Raw genomic sequence first — 14377 nt, forward strand, 5'->3', positions numbered from 1 at the left:
TTTTTACAGGGTCTGACACTACGATGCTCAACTGGTCTGAGATTGATACCGTGCTGCTTGACATGGATGGCACGCTGCTGGATCTGGCATTCGATCGCCACTTCTGGCTGGAGCATGTCCCTGAACAGCTCAGCCAGCAACGCGACATCACCCGTGCAGAAGCCGACGCGATCATCACGGAAAAGTATCAGGCCGTCGCCCATACGCTAAACTGGTATTGTCTGGATTACTGGGCAGAGGCGCTGTCGCTGGACATCCGTGCCATGACCTGGGCGATGCGCAGCCGGATCGCACTGCGTGACGATACGCTGCCTTTTTTGCAGGCCCTGCGTCGCGCCGGAAAGTCCACGATTCTGCTGACCAACGCGCATCCTTACAATCTGGACGTCAAACTGGCGCAGACAGGTTTAGCGCCGCACCTTGATTTATTACTTTCCACCCATACCTTTGGGTATCCGAAAGAAGACCCGCGTTTATGGCACGCGGTACAACAGCACACCGGCTTTTCTGCGCCGCGCACGCTGTTTATCGACGATAGCGAAGTGATTCTGGATGCTGCAACGTTATGGGGCATCGGCTGGTGTTTAGGCGTTAAGAATCCCGATTCGGGTCGTCCTGAACAAATCTTTCAGCGTCACCGCGCCACGGACGATTACCGGACGCTGATCTGAGTCAGGAGCAGCAATGAAAGAGAAAAGCAGCGAAGAGGTCCGCCTCGACAAGTGGCTGTGGGCCGCGCGCTTCTACAAAACCCGGGCGATGGCGCGGGAAATGATTGAAGGCGGCAAGGTGCATTACAACGGCCAGCGCAGCAAACCCGGCAAAGTGGTAGAAATGAATGCGGAACTGACACTGCGTCAGGGCAATGATGAACGCACCGTGGTGGTGGCGGGTATCACCGCGCAGCGCCGTCCCGCCAGCGAAGCCCAGCAGCTCTATCACGAAACCGATGCCAGCATTGAAAAACGCGAAAAAATGGCGCAGGCGCGCAAGATGAATGCGCTGACTATGCCCCATCCCGATCGGCGACCTGACAAAAAAGAGCGTCGCGATTTGATGAAGTTTAAATTATCGGGCGATGAATAACGCCGTCTTCGCTGACGCACCATCGCCCCGTTCCAGTGAGAGAAAAAAATATGTCAGTCCAGGATCAACTGCACCGTTATCTGTTTGAAAATGCCGCCGTGCGCGGCGAGCTGGTGAACGTCTCTGACACCTGGCGTGAAACCGTGAAGAACCACGACTATCCGGCACCGGTTAAAACGCTGCTGGGTGAGATGCTGGTCGCCACCAGCCTGCTGACCGCTACGCTGAAGTTCGATGGCGAAATCACCGTGCAGCTGCAGGGTGACGGTCCGCTGTCGCTGGCGGTGATCAACTGTAACAACAACCAGGAGCTGCGCGGCGTCGCACGTATCAAAGGCGACATCGCGGACGACAGCACCCTGAAAAGCATGGTCGGCAATGGCTATCTGGTGATCACCATCTCCCCTGAAAAAGGTGAGCGTTATCAGGGCGTGGTCGGGCTGGAAGGTGACACCCTCGCGGCGTGCCTGGAAGATTACTTCATGCGCTCCGAGCAGCTGCCCACGCGTCTGTTTATCCGCACCAGCGACAAAGGCGCTGCCGGTATTCTGCTGCAGGTGCTGCCCGCGCAGGACACGGAGAAAGAGGTCTTCGAGCACCTGGCGACCCTGACCGAAACCATTAAAACGGAAGAGCTGATCGATCTCCCTGCCAATGAGGCGCTGTGGCGTCTTTACCATCAGGAAGAGGTCACCCTCTACGATCCGCAGCCGGTGATCTACAAGTGCACCTGCTCGCGCGAACGCTGTGGCGAAGTGCTGACCACGCTGCCGCAGGAAGAAGTGGATGAGATCATCGCGGAAGATGGCAAAATTGACATGCACTGCGACTATTGCGGCTCAAACTACGTGTTTGACGCAGTAGACATTGCCGCCATCCGCAGCCACTCCCATGAGAATAACGACCGACTGCACTGATTAATCGGGCGGCGTCTGCCGCCCCTTCTCGATTCCCCAGCCTATCCCCATAATTTTTCAGACAAATTATCTTTTTTTACTTTCATAACATCTTTTAAACGTTCGAAACATGGCCTTAACGCGCCCTGAGTCGCATTTTTAGATCACTGCCCTTTTTCCCTTAACGCAGAAGAGTAAACTGCGCGCGATCGTGCAAACGCCCGGAAGCCAGGGGCAGATGCCCTGAATAGCCCGGTTATCTTTGCAGGCTGTCGTAACGACGCGCAGTAAACCGTCAGTGATTCACCGCACCCGATACAACAGCCGGTGGCACGATCCCAACCTATCTCTGCTTTGCAGAACAGACACCGATTTAAGGAGCAGTAAAATGCGCGTTAACGGCCTGACCTCGCAAGACCTTGCCGCTTTGGGCATCGTGGATACCACGGAAGTGGTTTACAACCCTGATTACGACACGCTATTTCAGGAAGAGACGCGCCCGGACCTCGAAGGTTTTGCTCGTGGCACCCTGACGCAGAGCGGCGCGATTGCAGTAGACACCGGGATTTTCACCGGGCGATCGCCAAAGGATAAGTACATTGTGCGTGACGACACCACGCGCGATACCCTGTGGTGGAACGACCAGGGCACCGGCAAAAACGACAATCAGCCTCTGTCACAGGAGACCTGGAACGCACTGAAAAGCTGCGTGACCCGCCAGCTTTCCGGCAAGCGTCTGTTTGTGGTGGATGCCTTCTGCGGTGCCAATGCCGATTCACGTCTGAGCGTTCGTTTTGTCACCGAGGTGGCCTGGCAGGCGCACTTCGTGAAAAACATGTTTATTCAGCCTACAGACGCTGAGCTGGCCGACTTCACGCCTGATTTTGTGGTGATGAACGGGGCCAAATGCACCAATCCGGACTGGCAGGCGCAGGGTCTGCACTCGGAGAACTTTGTTGCCTTCAATCTGACGGAACGCATGCAGCTGATTGGCGGCACCTGGTACGGTGGCGAGATGAAGAAAGGTCTGTTCGCCATCATGAACTACCTGCTGCCGCTGAAAGGCATCGCCTCAATGCACTGTTCAGCTAACGTCGGTAAAGCAGGTGATGTGGCGGTCTTCTTCGGCCTCTCCGGCACCGGCAAAACCACACTCTCCACCGATCCTGACCGCCAGTTGATCGGCGATGATGAGCACGGCTGGGACGATGATGGCGTGTTTAACTTCGAGGGCGGTTGCTACGCCAAAACCATCAATCTTTCTGAGCAGGCTGAGCCGGAGATCTACCGCGCCATTCGCCGCAATGCGCTGCTGGAAAACGTGGTAGTGCGCGAAGATGGCAGTGTTGATTACGCTGATGGCAGCAAAACAGAGAACACCCGCGTCTCCTACCCGATTAATCACATCGACAATATCGTGCAGCCGGTCTCAAAAGCGGGCCACGCGAAGAAGGTGATTTTCCTGACCGCCGATGCGTTTGGCGTGCTGCCACCGGTTTCACGTCTGACGCCGGAGCAGACGCAGTATCATTTCCTGTCAGGCTTCACCGCCAAACTGGCCGGCACCGAGCGTGGCGTGACAGCACCGACCCCGACTTTCTCCGCCTGTTTCGGCGCGGCATTCCTGACGCTGCATCCGACGCAGTACGCTGAAGTGCTGGTGAAGCGGATGGAGGCGTCCGGTGCGCAGGCTTACCTGGTCAATACCGGCTGGAACGGCAGTGGCAAACGCATCTCACTGAAGAATACCCGCGCCATTATCAATGCAATCCTGGCGGGTGAGCTGGATGATGCACCGACAGAAACGCTGCCAATCTTTAATCTGCAGATGCCGGTTGCGCTGGGCGAGCTGGACAGTGACACGCTCGATCCGCGTCGTAGCTGGGAAAGTGAAGAGAAGTGGACCGCTGCCGCCGAAGGTCTGGCACAGCGCTTTATTGATAACTTCGACAAGTATACAGATAACGCCGCAGGTGCTGCGCTGGTGAAAGCCGGCCCGCAACGCTAAAAGAACCGGCGCGGCAGTGATGCTGCCGCGCCGCGTTTATCAGTTTGAGATGCTGTTACTGCCATTGTTGTGACTCAGCGCCATCGTTTCCACTAACGGCAACCAGGCACGAATACGTAACCCGCCACGTTCGCTTTCGCCAATCTCCAGCGAGCCCTGATGGGCATCGATAATCCGCTGTACAATCGCCAGGCCGAGACCGGTTCCGCTGGTGCTGCGGGCGCTGTCGCCCCGCACAAACGGCTGGAACAGATGCGCCAGCTGATCCGGCTTGATGCCAGGTCCATCATCTTCCACCTGGAACCAGGCGCGATGCAGTTCCCGTCCGCTGCTGACCTTGATCCAGCCATTGCCGTAGCGTGCGGCGTTGACCACCAGGTTAGCCAGCGCGCGCTTAATCGACAGCGGGTTGATATCCAGCATTAACTCTTCCGGCATCACCGCATTTTCGATTTCACGCTCGTAGCCACTTTCCGCCGCCACCACTTCACCCAGCACGCTGTTCAGGTCGGCGCGCTCGGTCTGCATCTCCTGACCGGTGCGCAGGTAGTCGATGAACTGTTCGATGATGGCGTTGCACTCTTCGATATCTTTGTTAATCGATTCGGCCAGATAGCCATCCTGCTCGCTCATCATCTCGGTGGCGAGACGAATACGGGTCAGCGGCGTACGCAAATCGTGGCTGACGCCCGCCATTAACAGCGTGCGGTCATCCGCCAGCTGCTTCACCCCGGCCGCCATCTGATTAAAGGCACGCGTTACCGATCGCACTTCTGACGCGCCATACTCACGCAGCGGCGGCGGAATAATCCCGCGTCCCACCTGCAGAGCGGCGTGCTCCAGATCCACCAGGGGTCGGTTCTGAATGCGGATAAACAGCCAGGCACCGCCAATCGCCAGCAGCATAATCGCCAGGGTATAGCGGAACAGCGGTGAGAAGTCGCCCTGATGAATTTCCGTCAGCGGCACCCGCACCCAGATATCGGGCGACAGCCAGGTTTTCAGCCAGACCACCGGTGAGTTTTTGTTCACCTCAACCCGGACATCGGTCGGACCGCCGAGCTGCTGCCCCATCTGCTCGCTCAGGAATTCATAGTGCTGCGCCCAACGCAATCCGCTCTCCTCTGCTGCTGCATTGGTGTAGAGCGAGATCCCCAGTTCGCGGTAGATTTCCCGGCGAAACGCCGGGGGCACTTCCAGCTGCGTGCCATCTTCCAGCTGCAACCGGTCGGTCATCAGCATACGAACTTCGTAAGCGAGCACCTTATTGAACTGTTGCAGGCTGGGAAGAATGGCGAAGTTCAGCACCACCAGATAGGTCGTGACCAGGCTGACGAACAGCAGGGTAACGATCAGCAGCAGGGTGCGGGCAAACGAACTCCGTGGCGAGAAGCGCAGTCGCTTCATGCTTTACTGCCGTCCGGCACAAAGACATAGCCCAGACCCCAGACGGTCTGAATATAACGCGGATGCGCAGGATCCTCTTCCACCATGCGACGCAGGCGGGAGATCTGGACGTCGATCGAACGTTCCATGGCACTGTATTCACGGCCACGCGCCAGGTTCATCAGCTTGTCACGGGACAGCGGCTCACGCGGGTGGCTTACCAGCGCTTTCAGCACGGCAAACTCACCGCTGGTCAGCGGCATCGGCTCATCTTCACGGAACATCTCGCGGGTGCCGAGGTTAAGTTTGAATTTACCGAAGGCGATAATCGCCTCTTCCTGCGACGGTGCGCCTGGCAGTTCGTTGGCCTGACGGCGCAGCACCGCGCGGATACGCGCCAGCAGCTCACGCGGGTTGAAAGGCTTGGGAATGTAGTCGTCAGCGCCGATCTCCAGCCCCACGATACGGTCCACCTCTTCGCCCTTGGCGGTCACCATGATAATGGGCATCGGGTTGCTCTGACTGCGCAGACGACGGCAGATAGAGAGGCCATCTTCGCCCGGCAACATCAGATCGAGCACCATCAGATGAAAGGATTCACGGGTTAACAGACGATCCATCTGCTCGGCATTAGCGACACTGCGCACCTGAAAGCCCTGCTCGGTGAGATAGCGTTCAAGCAGTGCACGCAGACGCATATCATCATCGACGACCAGAATTTTGTAGTTCTCTTGCATTTTCAACTCCCAAAGGCGCTATTGCCTGAGCCAACATTGTTAAAAAAAGATGCCTTATAGTGACAGTCATTAATGGTTTATATTCTAGCCAAAATTGTTACAAAGCATATTAAACAGGAGCTTATATTTGAATTAAGGTGATTTCGGGCCTGTTTTAACCCATTTGCCCCTGCCCGGCCCCTGATACGGCAAATCTGAAAAAAAGGCCCTGTTTCTCTGTATCGCTGGCGTCAGAAGCGAGCCAGTTTTTAATCAATGAATCAATTCAGTGAGTTAGCAGATAATTTGACTTAATGATCAGCCATCATTGTAGATAAGCTCCAGATAATCTACCTCAACAGCGAAGCGGCAGCATAATATTCCAGTAAACCTGCGTAACGCCCCACGCTCCTCTCGGATTAGTTTCAGCGGCCCTCTCAGCAAGGCCATTTTAAATTAAAGCCCTTTAAATCAATCAGTAAAGCCAACTTTTCGCCCCTCTCGTTTTGAACCAGACTGCTCTGGCAACATTCGATGTCTCAACGGGGAATACACAATGAAAAAAACAATTTTACTGCTGAGCGCGCTGGCATTAGGCAGCGTCAGCCCAGGTTATGCTGCCACAGCAACCGGTGAAGCCGCCGGTGCAGCAGCGACAACGACTGCAAAAGGTAACTCTGACGCCATCGGTGTGGGTGCAGTCGCAGCCCTGCTGGGCGTTGCGCTGGCCACCATGGGCGGCGGCGGCGGTGACGGTCACAGCACCGGCACCTCGACCACCACGGCGACTCACGCCGGAAAATAAGTTTAAGCATCTACTGGCTTCAGATTACTGGTTTGATTTTGAATCACAGCACCAACCCTTTCGCCGCCGGGGAAATCAACGTGGGTTTTTAGCCTTTAAAAACCCTTTCCCCGACTCTTTTTTGCTGCGCCCTCTTTGCCTTACACTGTCGCTCCTGAGATCACTGTGGCCGGTATAGCATGAAAACCCGACTTATTACCCGCGAAGGCTTCGATAAGCTAAAAGCGGAACTCGACTATTTATGGCGTGAAGAGCGACCGGAAGTGACGAAAAAAGTCACCTGGGCTGCCAGTCTTGGCGATCGCAGTGAAAATGCCGATTATCAGTACAACAAAAAACGGCTGCGTGAAATTGACCGCCGCGTTCGCTATCTGACCAAAAGTCTTGAACAGCTGCGTATTGTTGACTATTCCCCCCAGCAGGATGGCAAAGTCTTCTTTGGTGCCTGGGTAGAAATTGAAAACGATGAGGGCGACCTCAAACGCTTCCGCATTGTGGGCTACGATGAGATTTTTGGCCGCAAAGATTACATCTCAATCGACTCGCCGATGGCGCGGGCGCTGCTGAAAAAAGAGGTCGGCGATGCCGCCACCGTTGAGACGCCACTGGGTCCGGCACTGTGGTATGTCAACGCGATTGACTACCCGCAATAACGATTCAGATTATCGCTGAAAGCCGCCCGCGTCTCTGGCAATTTTGACCATCAATCCGTATAACTGTCGGCTATTTCTCAACCCGGAAAGCAAGACAGTCCTGATGATGAAAGTTCTGAGCCAGATAATTGCCAGTGAGCTACAGGCGCGACCAGAGCAGGTTGATGCCGCCGTTCGCCTGTTAGATGAAGGGAATACCGTGCCGTTTATCGCACGCTATCGTAAAGAGGTCACCGGCGGCCTGGATGATACCCAACTCCGCCAGCTGGAAACCCGCCTCAGCTATCTGCGTGAACTTGAAGAGCGACGCCAGTCGATTCTGAAGTCGATTGACGATCAGGGAAAACTGACTGACGACCTCGCCCGCGCCATCAATACCACCCTCAGCAAAACCGAGCTTGAAGACCTCTACCTGCCCTACAAACAGAAACGCCGCACGCGTGGACAGATCGCGATTGAAGCCGGTCTGGAACCGCTGGCGGACACACTGTGGCAGGATCCGTCGCACATCCCTGAGCAGCTGGCGGAGCAGTATGTCGATGCTGATAAAGGCGTCGCAGACGTCCGTGCCGCGCTGGATGGTGCCCGCTACATTCTGATGGAGCGTTTCGCCGAGGATGCCGCGCTGCTGGCCAAAGTGCGTAACTACCTGTGGAAAAATGCCCACCTGGTCTCACGCGTAGTGGAAGGCAAAGAGGAAGCGGGCGCGAAGTTCCGTGACTACTTTGATCATCATGAAGCGCTGAGCACCGTACCGTCGCATCGTGCGCTGGCAATGCTGCGTGGCCGCAACGAAGGCGTGCTGCAACTCTCGCTCAATGCCGATCCGCAGTTCGACGAAGCACCGCGTGAAAGCCACGGCGAAACCCTGATTGCTGAACACCTGAACCTGCGCCTGAATAACGCCCCTGCCGACAGCTGGCGTAAAGCCGTCGTGAGCTGGACGTGGCGCATCAAGGTGATGCTGCATCTGGAAACCGAACTGATGGGTACGGTGCGCGAACGCGCAGAAGATGAAGCGATCAACGTCTTTGCCCGCAACCTGCACGACCTGCTGATGGCAGCCCCGGCGGGCATGCGTGCCACCATGGGACTGGATCCCGGCCTGCGTACCGGCGTTAAGGTCGCTGTGGTCGATGCCACCGGCAAAGTCGTGGCGACCGATACCGTTTATCCGCACACCGGCCAGACCGCCAAAGCCGCTGCCGCTGTTGCCGCGCTCTGCATTAAGCATCAGGTCGAGCTGGTGGCGATTGGCAACGGTACCGCTTCCCGTGAAACCGAGCGTTTCTTCCTGGATCTGCAGCAGCAGTTCCCGCAGGTCACGGCACAGAAAGTGATTGTCAGCGAAGCTGGCGCATCGGTCTACTCAGCCTCTGAACTGGCGGCGCTGGAATTCCCGGATCTCGATGTTTCGCTGCGCGGCGCGGTGTCGATTGCCCGCCGTCTGCAGGATCCGCTGGCCGAGCTGGTGAAAATCGATCCGAAATCAATCGGTGTCGGCCAGTATCAGCATGATGTCAGCCAGAGCCAGCTGGCGAAGAAACTCGACGCCGTCGTCGAGGATTGCGTGAACGCCGTCGGCGTGGACCTGAATACCGCCTCGGTGCCGCTGCTGACCCGCGTCGCGGGCCTGACGCGCATGATGGCGCAAAACATTGTCGGCTGGCGTGATGAGAATGGCCGCTTCCAGAATCGCCAGCAGCTGCTGAAAGTGAGCCGTCTTGGGCCAAAAGCCTTTGAGCAGTGTGCGGGCTTCCTGCGCATTAACCACGGCGACAATCCGCTGGATGCTTCGACCGTCCACCCGGAAGCTTACCCGGTCGTGGAGCGTATTCTGGCCGCCACCGAGCAGGCACTGAGCGATCTGATGGGCAACGCGGGCAGCCTGCGTAATCTCAGCGCCCGCGATTTCATTGATGAACGTTTTGGTCTGCCGACCGTTACCGACATCATGAAAGAGCTGGAGAAGCCGGGCCGCGATCCCCGTCCTGAGTTCAAAACCGCGCAGTTTGCGGAAGGCGTGGAAACGCTGAACGATCTGACGCCGGGCATGATCCTCGAAGGTGCTGTCACCAACGTCACTAACTTCGGTGCGTTTGTGGATATCGGCGTGCATCAGGATGGCCTGGTCCATATCTCGTCGCTTTCTGACCGCTTTGTGGAAGATCCACATCAGGTGGTGAAAGCGGGTGATATCGTCAAAGTGAAAGTGATGGAAGTCGATCTCCAGCGTAAACGTATTGCCCTGACCATGCGTCTTGATGAGCAGCCAGGCGAAAGCAATGCACGTGGCGGCGCGAAGCATGCCGCCCCGCGCGAAGAGAAACGTCCGGCCGCCGGTAAAGGCCGTCCACGTCCGGTCAGCACGTCCGCGGGTAACAGCGCGATGGGTGATGCGCTGGCTGCGGCGTTCGGTAAAAAACGCTAAGCTTTTCAGGGGGCCATCAACTGGCCCCCCTTTCACACCCTTCTCCCCGGTTGAAAATCCCCGCCATCGCGCTACGCTAAAAAGATGCCTGTCATAAAAACAACACCTGCTGTGGCACCCAATTCACGATGGAAACGATCACCGATCTGATTGAGAAGATTTATGCTGGCACATTCCCGGAGGCGACCTTTGCGCGCCTGCAGGCTGACATCGCTACCGCCCGCGAGGCGATTAAGCTGCCACGTAAGGCACACTGGGATGAACAGGATGTGGTGCTGATCACCTACGCCGATCAGTTTCGGGAAGCAGGTAAACCCACGCTCAGCACCTTTTCCCGTTTCTATCAGCAGCATCTGCAATCCACGTTTCCGCTGGTCCACCTGCTGCCCTTTTTTCCCTGGTCGTCCGATGACGGCTTTTCGGTGATTGATTATCATCAGGTCGATCCGCAGTGCGGCGACTGGCAGGATATTGCGCGCCTGCATCAGGAAACCCGGCTGATGTTTGACTTCGTCTGCAACCACATGTCGTCACGGAGCGCCTGGTTCCGCCACTTTCTGGCGCAGGATCCCGGCTGGAACGATTTCTTTATCAGCATGCCGCCCGCCACCGATCTCAGTGCCGTCACGCGACCGCGCACTTCGCCGCTGCTGACGCCGTTTAAGATGGCTGATGGCGACACCCGCTTTATCTGGACCACCTTCAGCGCCGACCAGATCGACCTTAATTTTGCCAATCCTGATGTGTTGCTGCGCATGGTCAACGTGCTGCTCGACTACCTGATCCGTGGCGCTGACTATGTACGTCTCGATGCGGTCGGCTATATGTGGAAAACGCCCGGCACGCGCTGTATTCATCTGGAAAAAACCCATCAGCTGGTGAAGCTGTTTCGCGCCATTGCCGACCATGTCGCGCCTGGAACGGTGATTATCACCGAGACCAACGTGCCGCATCAGGACAACATCAGTTATCTGGGCAACGGGCACGATGAGGCGCAGATGGTCTATCAGTTTTCACTGCCGCCGCTGGTCCTGCACGCCATTCATACCGGATCGGCGCGCGCACTGCGGCAGTGGGCCAGTTCGCTGGATCTCAGCAGCAACGACACCACCTTCTTCAATTTTCTGGCATCCCACGATGGTATCGGGCTGAATCCGGCACGCGGCATTTTGTCGGAGGTGGAGATTGTGGCGCTAGTGCGCGATCTGGCGCTGGAAGGCGCGCTGGTCTCCTATAAAAACAATCCCGACGGCACCACCAGCCCCTATGAAATCAACGTCACCTATCTGGATGCGTTAAATAGCGAAGCTGACGATGACGCCACGCGGCTGAAACGCTTTTTGCTGGCCCATGCGATTCTGCTGGTCTTTCCTGGCGTGCCGGCTATCTATATCCAGAGCATTCTGGGCGGCCGTAACCATTATGATGGCGTACGCGCAGCCGGGCACAACCGGGCGATTAATCGGCAGAAGTATGATTTGCAGCAGATTGAGGCGGCGCTGGCGGGCGATGACTGGCTGCGTCAGCAGGTTTATACCCGTCTTGGCCAGCTGATTCAGTTACGACGTCGCCAGCCTGCGTTTCATCCTGATAATCCGATGACGATCTATGACAGCGAAAATGCCGTGCTGGTGCTCAGCCGTCATCAGCCAGAGAGCGGCGACGGACTGCTGTGCGTGTTTAATCTCAGTGGACGGTCAGTGATGACGCAACTGCCGGTGGCGCATACGTTGCAGGATGTGGTGAGCGGAGAGAAAATTGATGGCACCCAGCCGGTTAAGCTGGATGCCTGGCAGTTCATGTGGCTACGTTAATTACTTGTAGACTTCAGCGGTGGCGCTGAATTTACCGTGTTCGCGACCGGCGATCACCAGGTAATATTTACCGCCTTTTTCGTCAGCGAGCTTAGACAGCACTTTTTTAGCATCCATTGGCGAGGTGGTTTCCGCCGTGGTGTTAACGGTGCCAATCTTCTGCAGGTTCATTGTCTTAACTTCTTCTTTGGTGACTTCTTTCGCTGCCATCGCAGAAAATGAAATCGCGCCCATCATCATTGAAGCCACAACCCATTTAAAAACCTTCATTATGTTTACCCTCATTCATGATCCATTGTGAGATGTAAGCAGCCGCTAAACGCGTAAGGCAGTATGGAACGGCATAGTCATTTCCGTGACTAATCACATAAAATTGCAGCGGCCTTGCTCACAGAGAGAAGTATTGCTGCTGTCAGCGATTTTGCCAATATAAAGCAGCACTATCCTGATAAATTACTGATAAAGTTAACAATATGCTGACAGAAGTTGTCAGGATGGGAAATAAAAGGTGCATGCGCTGCTTTTTCGATAACCACCGAAGGCGAATCTGGCAACATTTCATCTATCTCAGCGGCTATCCGGCGCGGCACCAGTCCATCCAGCGCCCCATAGAGTCGCAGGAACGGCAGCCTGATCTGCGGTAGCGCGTCGCGCAGATCGACCTGGCGCAGAATCTCCAGACCGCCATCCAGTACCGCTACCTCCGGCATCGGTTGTGACAGCACCACCTCTTTCAGCTGTCGAGCATCGGCACGCGCGGTTTCAGTGCCCAGCGTCTGCAGCGCCAGAAAGCGCTCCACCGTGCGCTGAAAATCGTTGCTGAGCATCTGCTGAAAGTTCTGCAGCGTCTCCGGTTTAATGCCGGGCCAGCGCTCTGTGGCGGTGAAACAGGGCGACGACGCCACGGTAATCAGTGCAGCCAGCTTTTCTGGCGCTGTCAGCGCCAGCTGCGTTGCCACCAGTCCGCCCAGCGACCAGCCCACGACTATCGCCTGCGGTGGCAGCAAAGGCAGTAGCTCTTCTGCCATCTGCGCCAGCGTCAGTGCACCAAAATCACCGCTCCGGCCATAACCCGGCAGATCGACCAGATGCAGGCGATAGTGCGGGCTGAGTCGCGGAATAATGCTTTGCCAGACTTCGGCATTCAGTCCCCATCCGTGCAGCAGCACAAGATCGCGTTTTCCTTCCCCGCAGGTGTGCCAGTAGAGCGACGTCATCAGTTACTATCCCGAAATTGATAAGGAGATCGCTATGCTAGCAATGCCCGCCCTGTGTTGGCTATGCCGGATGCCGTTACGGATAGCCCGGCACGGCATCTGCAGTTTATGCCTGCGCGGATTACCGCCGTTGCCATTGCTCTGCCCACGCTGCGGATTACCGGCAGGCTCAGCAAAGGTCGCCTGTGGTCGCTGCCAGCTTAAACCGCCTGCCTGGCAGGCGCTGGTCTGCGTCAATGACTACTGTCCGCCGTTCAGCCAGTGGGTTAATCAGCTGAAGTTTTCTCACATAACCGCACTCAGGGTGATGCTGGCGCGGCTGCTTTTGCTAAGCTGGCTGAATGTTTACCGGCGTGGCACGGTGCCGCGTCCCGATCTGCTGCTGCCGGTTCCGCTGCACCGGCGGCGACGCTGGCAGCGCGGCTTCAATCAGACGGTACTGCTGGCCGCTCCGCTGGCGCACTGGCTGGGATGTGAATGGCGTGAAGGTGTTTCCCGCAGGCGCAGGGGCGCATTACAGCATCAGCTCAGCGCCCGGCAGCGCCGCACCAACTTACGCGGTGCCTTCCGCCTTGAAATGGCGGTGCAGGGACGCCATATCGTCCTGCTGGATGACGTCATTACGACCGGCAGTACCGTAGATGAAATCAGTCGTCTGTTACTGGCGCAGGGTGCCGCCAGCGTGCAGGTCTGGTGCCTGTGCCGTACCTTGTAGAGCGTCATTGATGGGCGTATTATAACCAACTAAATTAGTCAACTATTGAGCAATCGACATGATCCGAATTACTGACTCTGCCCAGGAACATTTTTCTAAACTGCTATCCAAACAAGAAGATGGCACCCAGATTCGCGTATTCGTGATTAACCCGGGTACGCCAACAGCCGAGTGTGGCGTCTCTTACTGTCCGCCCGATGCAGTTGAAGCTACTGACACCGAACTGAAGTTCGAAAAGCTCTCTGCCTACGTTGATGAGCTGAGCAAGCCGTATCTGGAAGATGCCGAAATCGACTTCGTTACCGACAATCTCGGTTCACAGCTGACGCTGAAAGCGCCGAATGCCAAAATGCGTAAAGTCTCTGATGATGCGCCCATGGTTGAGCGCGTTGAGTATCTGCTGCAGGCGCAGATCAACCCACAGCTGGCTGGCCACGGCGGTCGCGTGTCGCTGATGGAGATCACCGATGAAGGTTACGCCATCCTGCAGTTTGGCGGCGGCTGTAACGGCTGTTCGATGATCGACGTGACCCTGAAAGATGGTATTGAGAAAGAGCTGCTGGCCGCCTTCCCGGAACTGAAAGGCGTGCGCGATATTACCGAGCATCAGCGCGGCGAACACTCGTTCTACTGATGATAAAGCGCGGCAG

Annotated in this window: 14 protein-coding genes; 10 read left to right on the plus strand and 4 right to left on the minus strand. The window is 56.5% G+C overall.

Annotated features, from left to right (window positions below):
* Positions 1–23 precede the first annotated feature (23 nt).
* The 4 genes from yrfG (at position 24) to pckA (ending at position 3990) form a co-directional block, all read left to right on the plus strand.
* The gene (gene yrfG / locus AC6I8E_RS17020) at positions 24–671 is read left to right on the plus strand and encodes a GMP/IMP nucleotidase (protein WP_033784167.1); all 648 of its coding nucleotides are present in this window, start codon (positions 24–26) and stop codon (positions 669–671) included.
* A 13-nt stretch (positions 672–684) separates the two neighbouring features.
* A complete protein-coding gene (gene hslR / locus AC6I8E_RS17025; RefSeq protein WP_497824249.1) occupies positions 685–1086 on the plus strand; it encodes a ribosome-associated heat shock protein Hsp15 in 402 nt (133 codons plus the stop codon).
* Between the two features lie 50 nt (positions 1087–1136).
* A complete protein-coding gene (gene hslO / locus AC6I8E_RS17030) occupies positions 1137–2003 on the plus strand; it encodes an Hsp33 family molecular chaperone HslO (protein WP_497824250.1) in 867 nt (288 codons plus the stop codon).
* 367 nt (positions 2004–2370) lie between these two features.
* The gene (gene pckA, locus AC6I8E_RS17035) at positions 2371–3990 is read left to right on the plus strand and encodes a phosphoenolpyruvate carboxykinase (ATP) (protein WP_013359292.1); all 1620 of its coding nucleotides are present in this window, start codon (positions 2371–2373) and stop codon (positions 3988–3990) included.
* Positions 3991–4029: 39 nt separating this feature from the next.
* Here pckA and envZ read toward each other — a convergent pair whose 3' ends face one another.
* Entirely contained in the window at positions 4030–5397 is a 1368-nt protein-coding gene (envZ, locus tag AC6I8E_RS17040; RefSeq protein WP_013359293.1) for a two-component system sensor histidine kinase EnvZ, read from the minus strand.
* Positions 5394–6113 (minus strand): osmolarity response regulator transcription factor OmpR, encoded by a 720-nt coding sequence (gene ompR / locus AC6I8E_RS17045; protein ID WP_003853014.1) that lies wholly within the window; start codon positions 6111–6113, stop codon positions 5394–5396. The genes envZ and ompR overlap by 4 nt, the downstream gene beginning before the upstream one ends.
* Positions 6114–6648: 535 nt before the next feature.
* Here ompR and yjbE point away from each other — a divergent pair.
* From yjbE to AC6I8E_RS17065, 4 genes are all read left to right on the plus strand, one after another.
* Positions 6649–6897 carry an exopolysaccharide production protein YjbE gene (gene yjbE, locus AC6I8E_RS17050; RefSeq protein ID WP_013359295.1) on the plus strand — a complete coding sequence of 83 codons (249 nt, stop codon included), beginning with the start codon at positions 6649–6651 and terminating at the stop codon, positions 6895–6897.
* Positions 6898–7076: 179 nt separating this feature from the next.
* Entirely contained in the window at positions 7077–7550 is a 474-nt protein-coding gene (gene greB / locus AC6I8E_RS17055; RefSeq protein WP_013359296.1) for a transcription elongation factor GreB, read from the plus strand.
* 103 nt (positions 7551–7653) lie between these two features.
* Positions 7654–9981 (plus strand): Tex family protein, encoded by a 2328-nt coding sequence (locus AC6I8E_RS17060; RefSeq protein WP_312217054.1) that lies wholly within the window; start codon positions 7654–7656, stop codon positions 9979–9981.
* A gap of 128 nt (positions 9982–10109) precedes the next feature.
* A complete protein-coding gene (locus AC6I8E_RS17065) occupies positions 10110–11795 on the plus strand; it encodes a sugar phosphorylase (RefSeq protein WP_312217055.1) in 1686 nt (561 codons plus the stop codon).
* On the opposite strand, the gene AC6I8E_RS17070 is transcribed toward AC6I8E_RS17065, so the two are convergent.
* Both AC6I8E_RS17070 and bioH read right to left on the minus strand, forming a co-directional pair.
* Positions 11796–12065 carry a YdgH/BhsA/McbA-like domain containing protein gene (locus AC6I8E_RS17070; RefSeq protein ID WP_003853019.1) on the minus strand — a complete coding sequence of 90 codons (270 nt, stop codon included), beginning with the start codon at positions 12063–12065 and terminating at the stop codon, positions 11796–11798.
* A gap of 170 nt (positions 12066–12235) precedes the next feature.
* Positions 12236–13012, minus strand: a complete 777-nt coding sequence (gene bioH / locus AC6I8E_RS17075; protein ID WP_147789592.1) for a pimeloyl-ACP methyl ester esterase BioH — start codon at positions 13010–13012, stop codon at positions 12236–12238.
* 34 nt (positions 13013–13046) lie between these two features.
* Between bioH and gntX the strand changes: the two genes are divergently transcribed.
* Together gntX and nfuA are read left to right on the plus strand one after the other, a co-directional pair.
* Positions 13047–13727, plus strand: coding sequence for a DNA utilization protein GntX (gene gntX, locus AC6I8E_RS17080; RefSeq protein ID WP_312217056.1), 681 nt, complete (start codon positions 13047–13049; stop codon positions 13725–13727).
* 58 nt (positions 13728–13785) lie between these two features.
* The gene (gene nfuA / locus AC6I8E_RS17085; protein WP_010253194.1) at positions 13786–14361 is read left to right on the plus strand and encodes a Fe-S biogenesis protein NfuA; all 576 of its coding nucleotides are present in this window, start codon (positions 13786–13788) and stop codon (positions 14359–14361) included.
* The last annotated feature ends 16 nt before the right edge of the window (positions 14362–14377 follow it).

The sequence above is a fragment of the Pantoea sp. X-Soil-YNGN-785 genome (assembly GCF_059730585.1).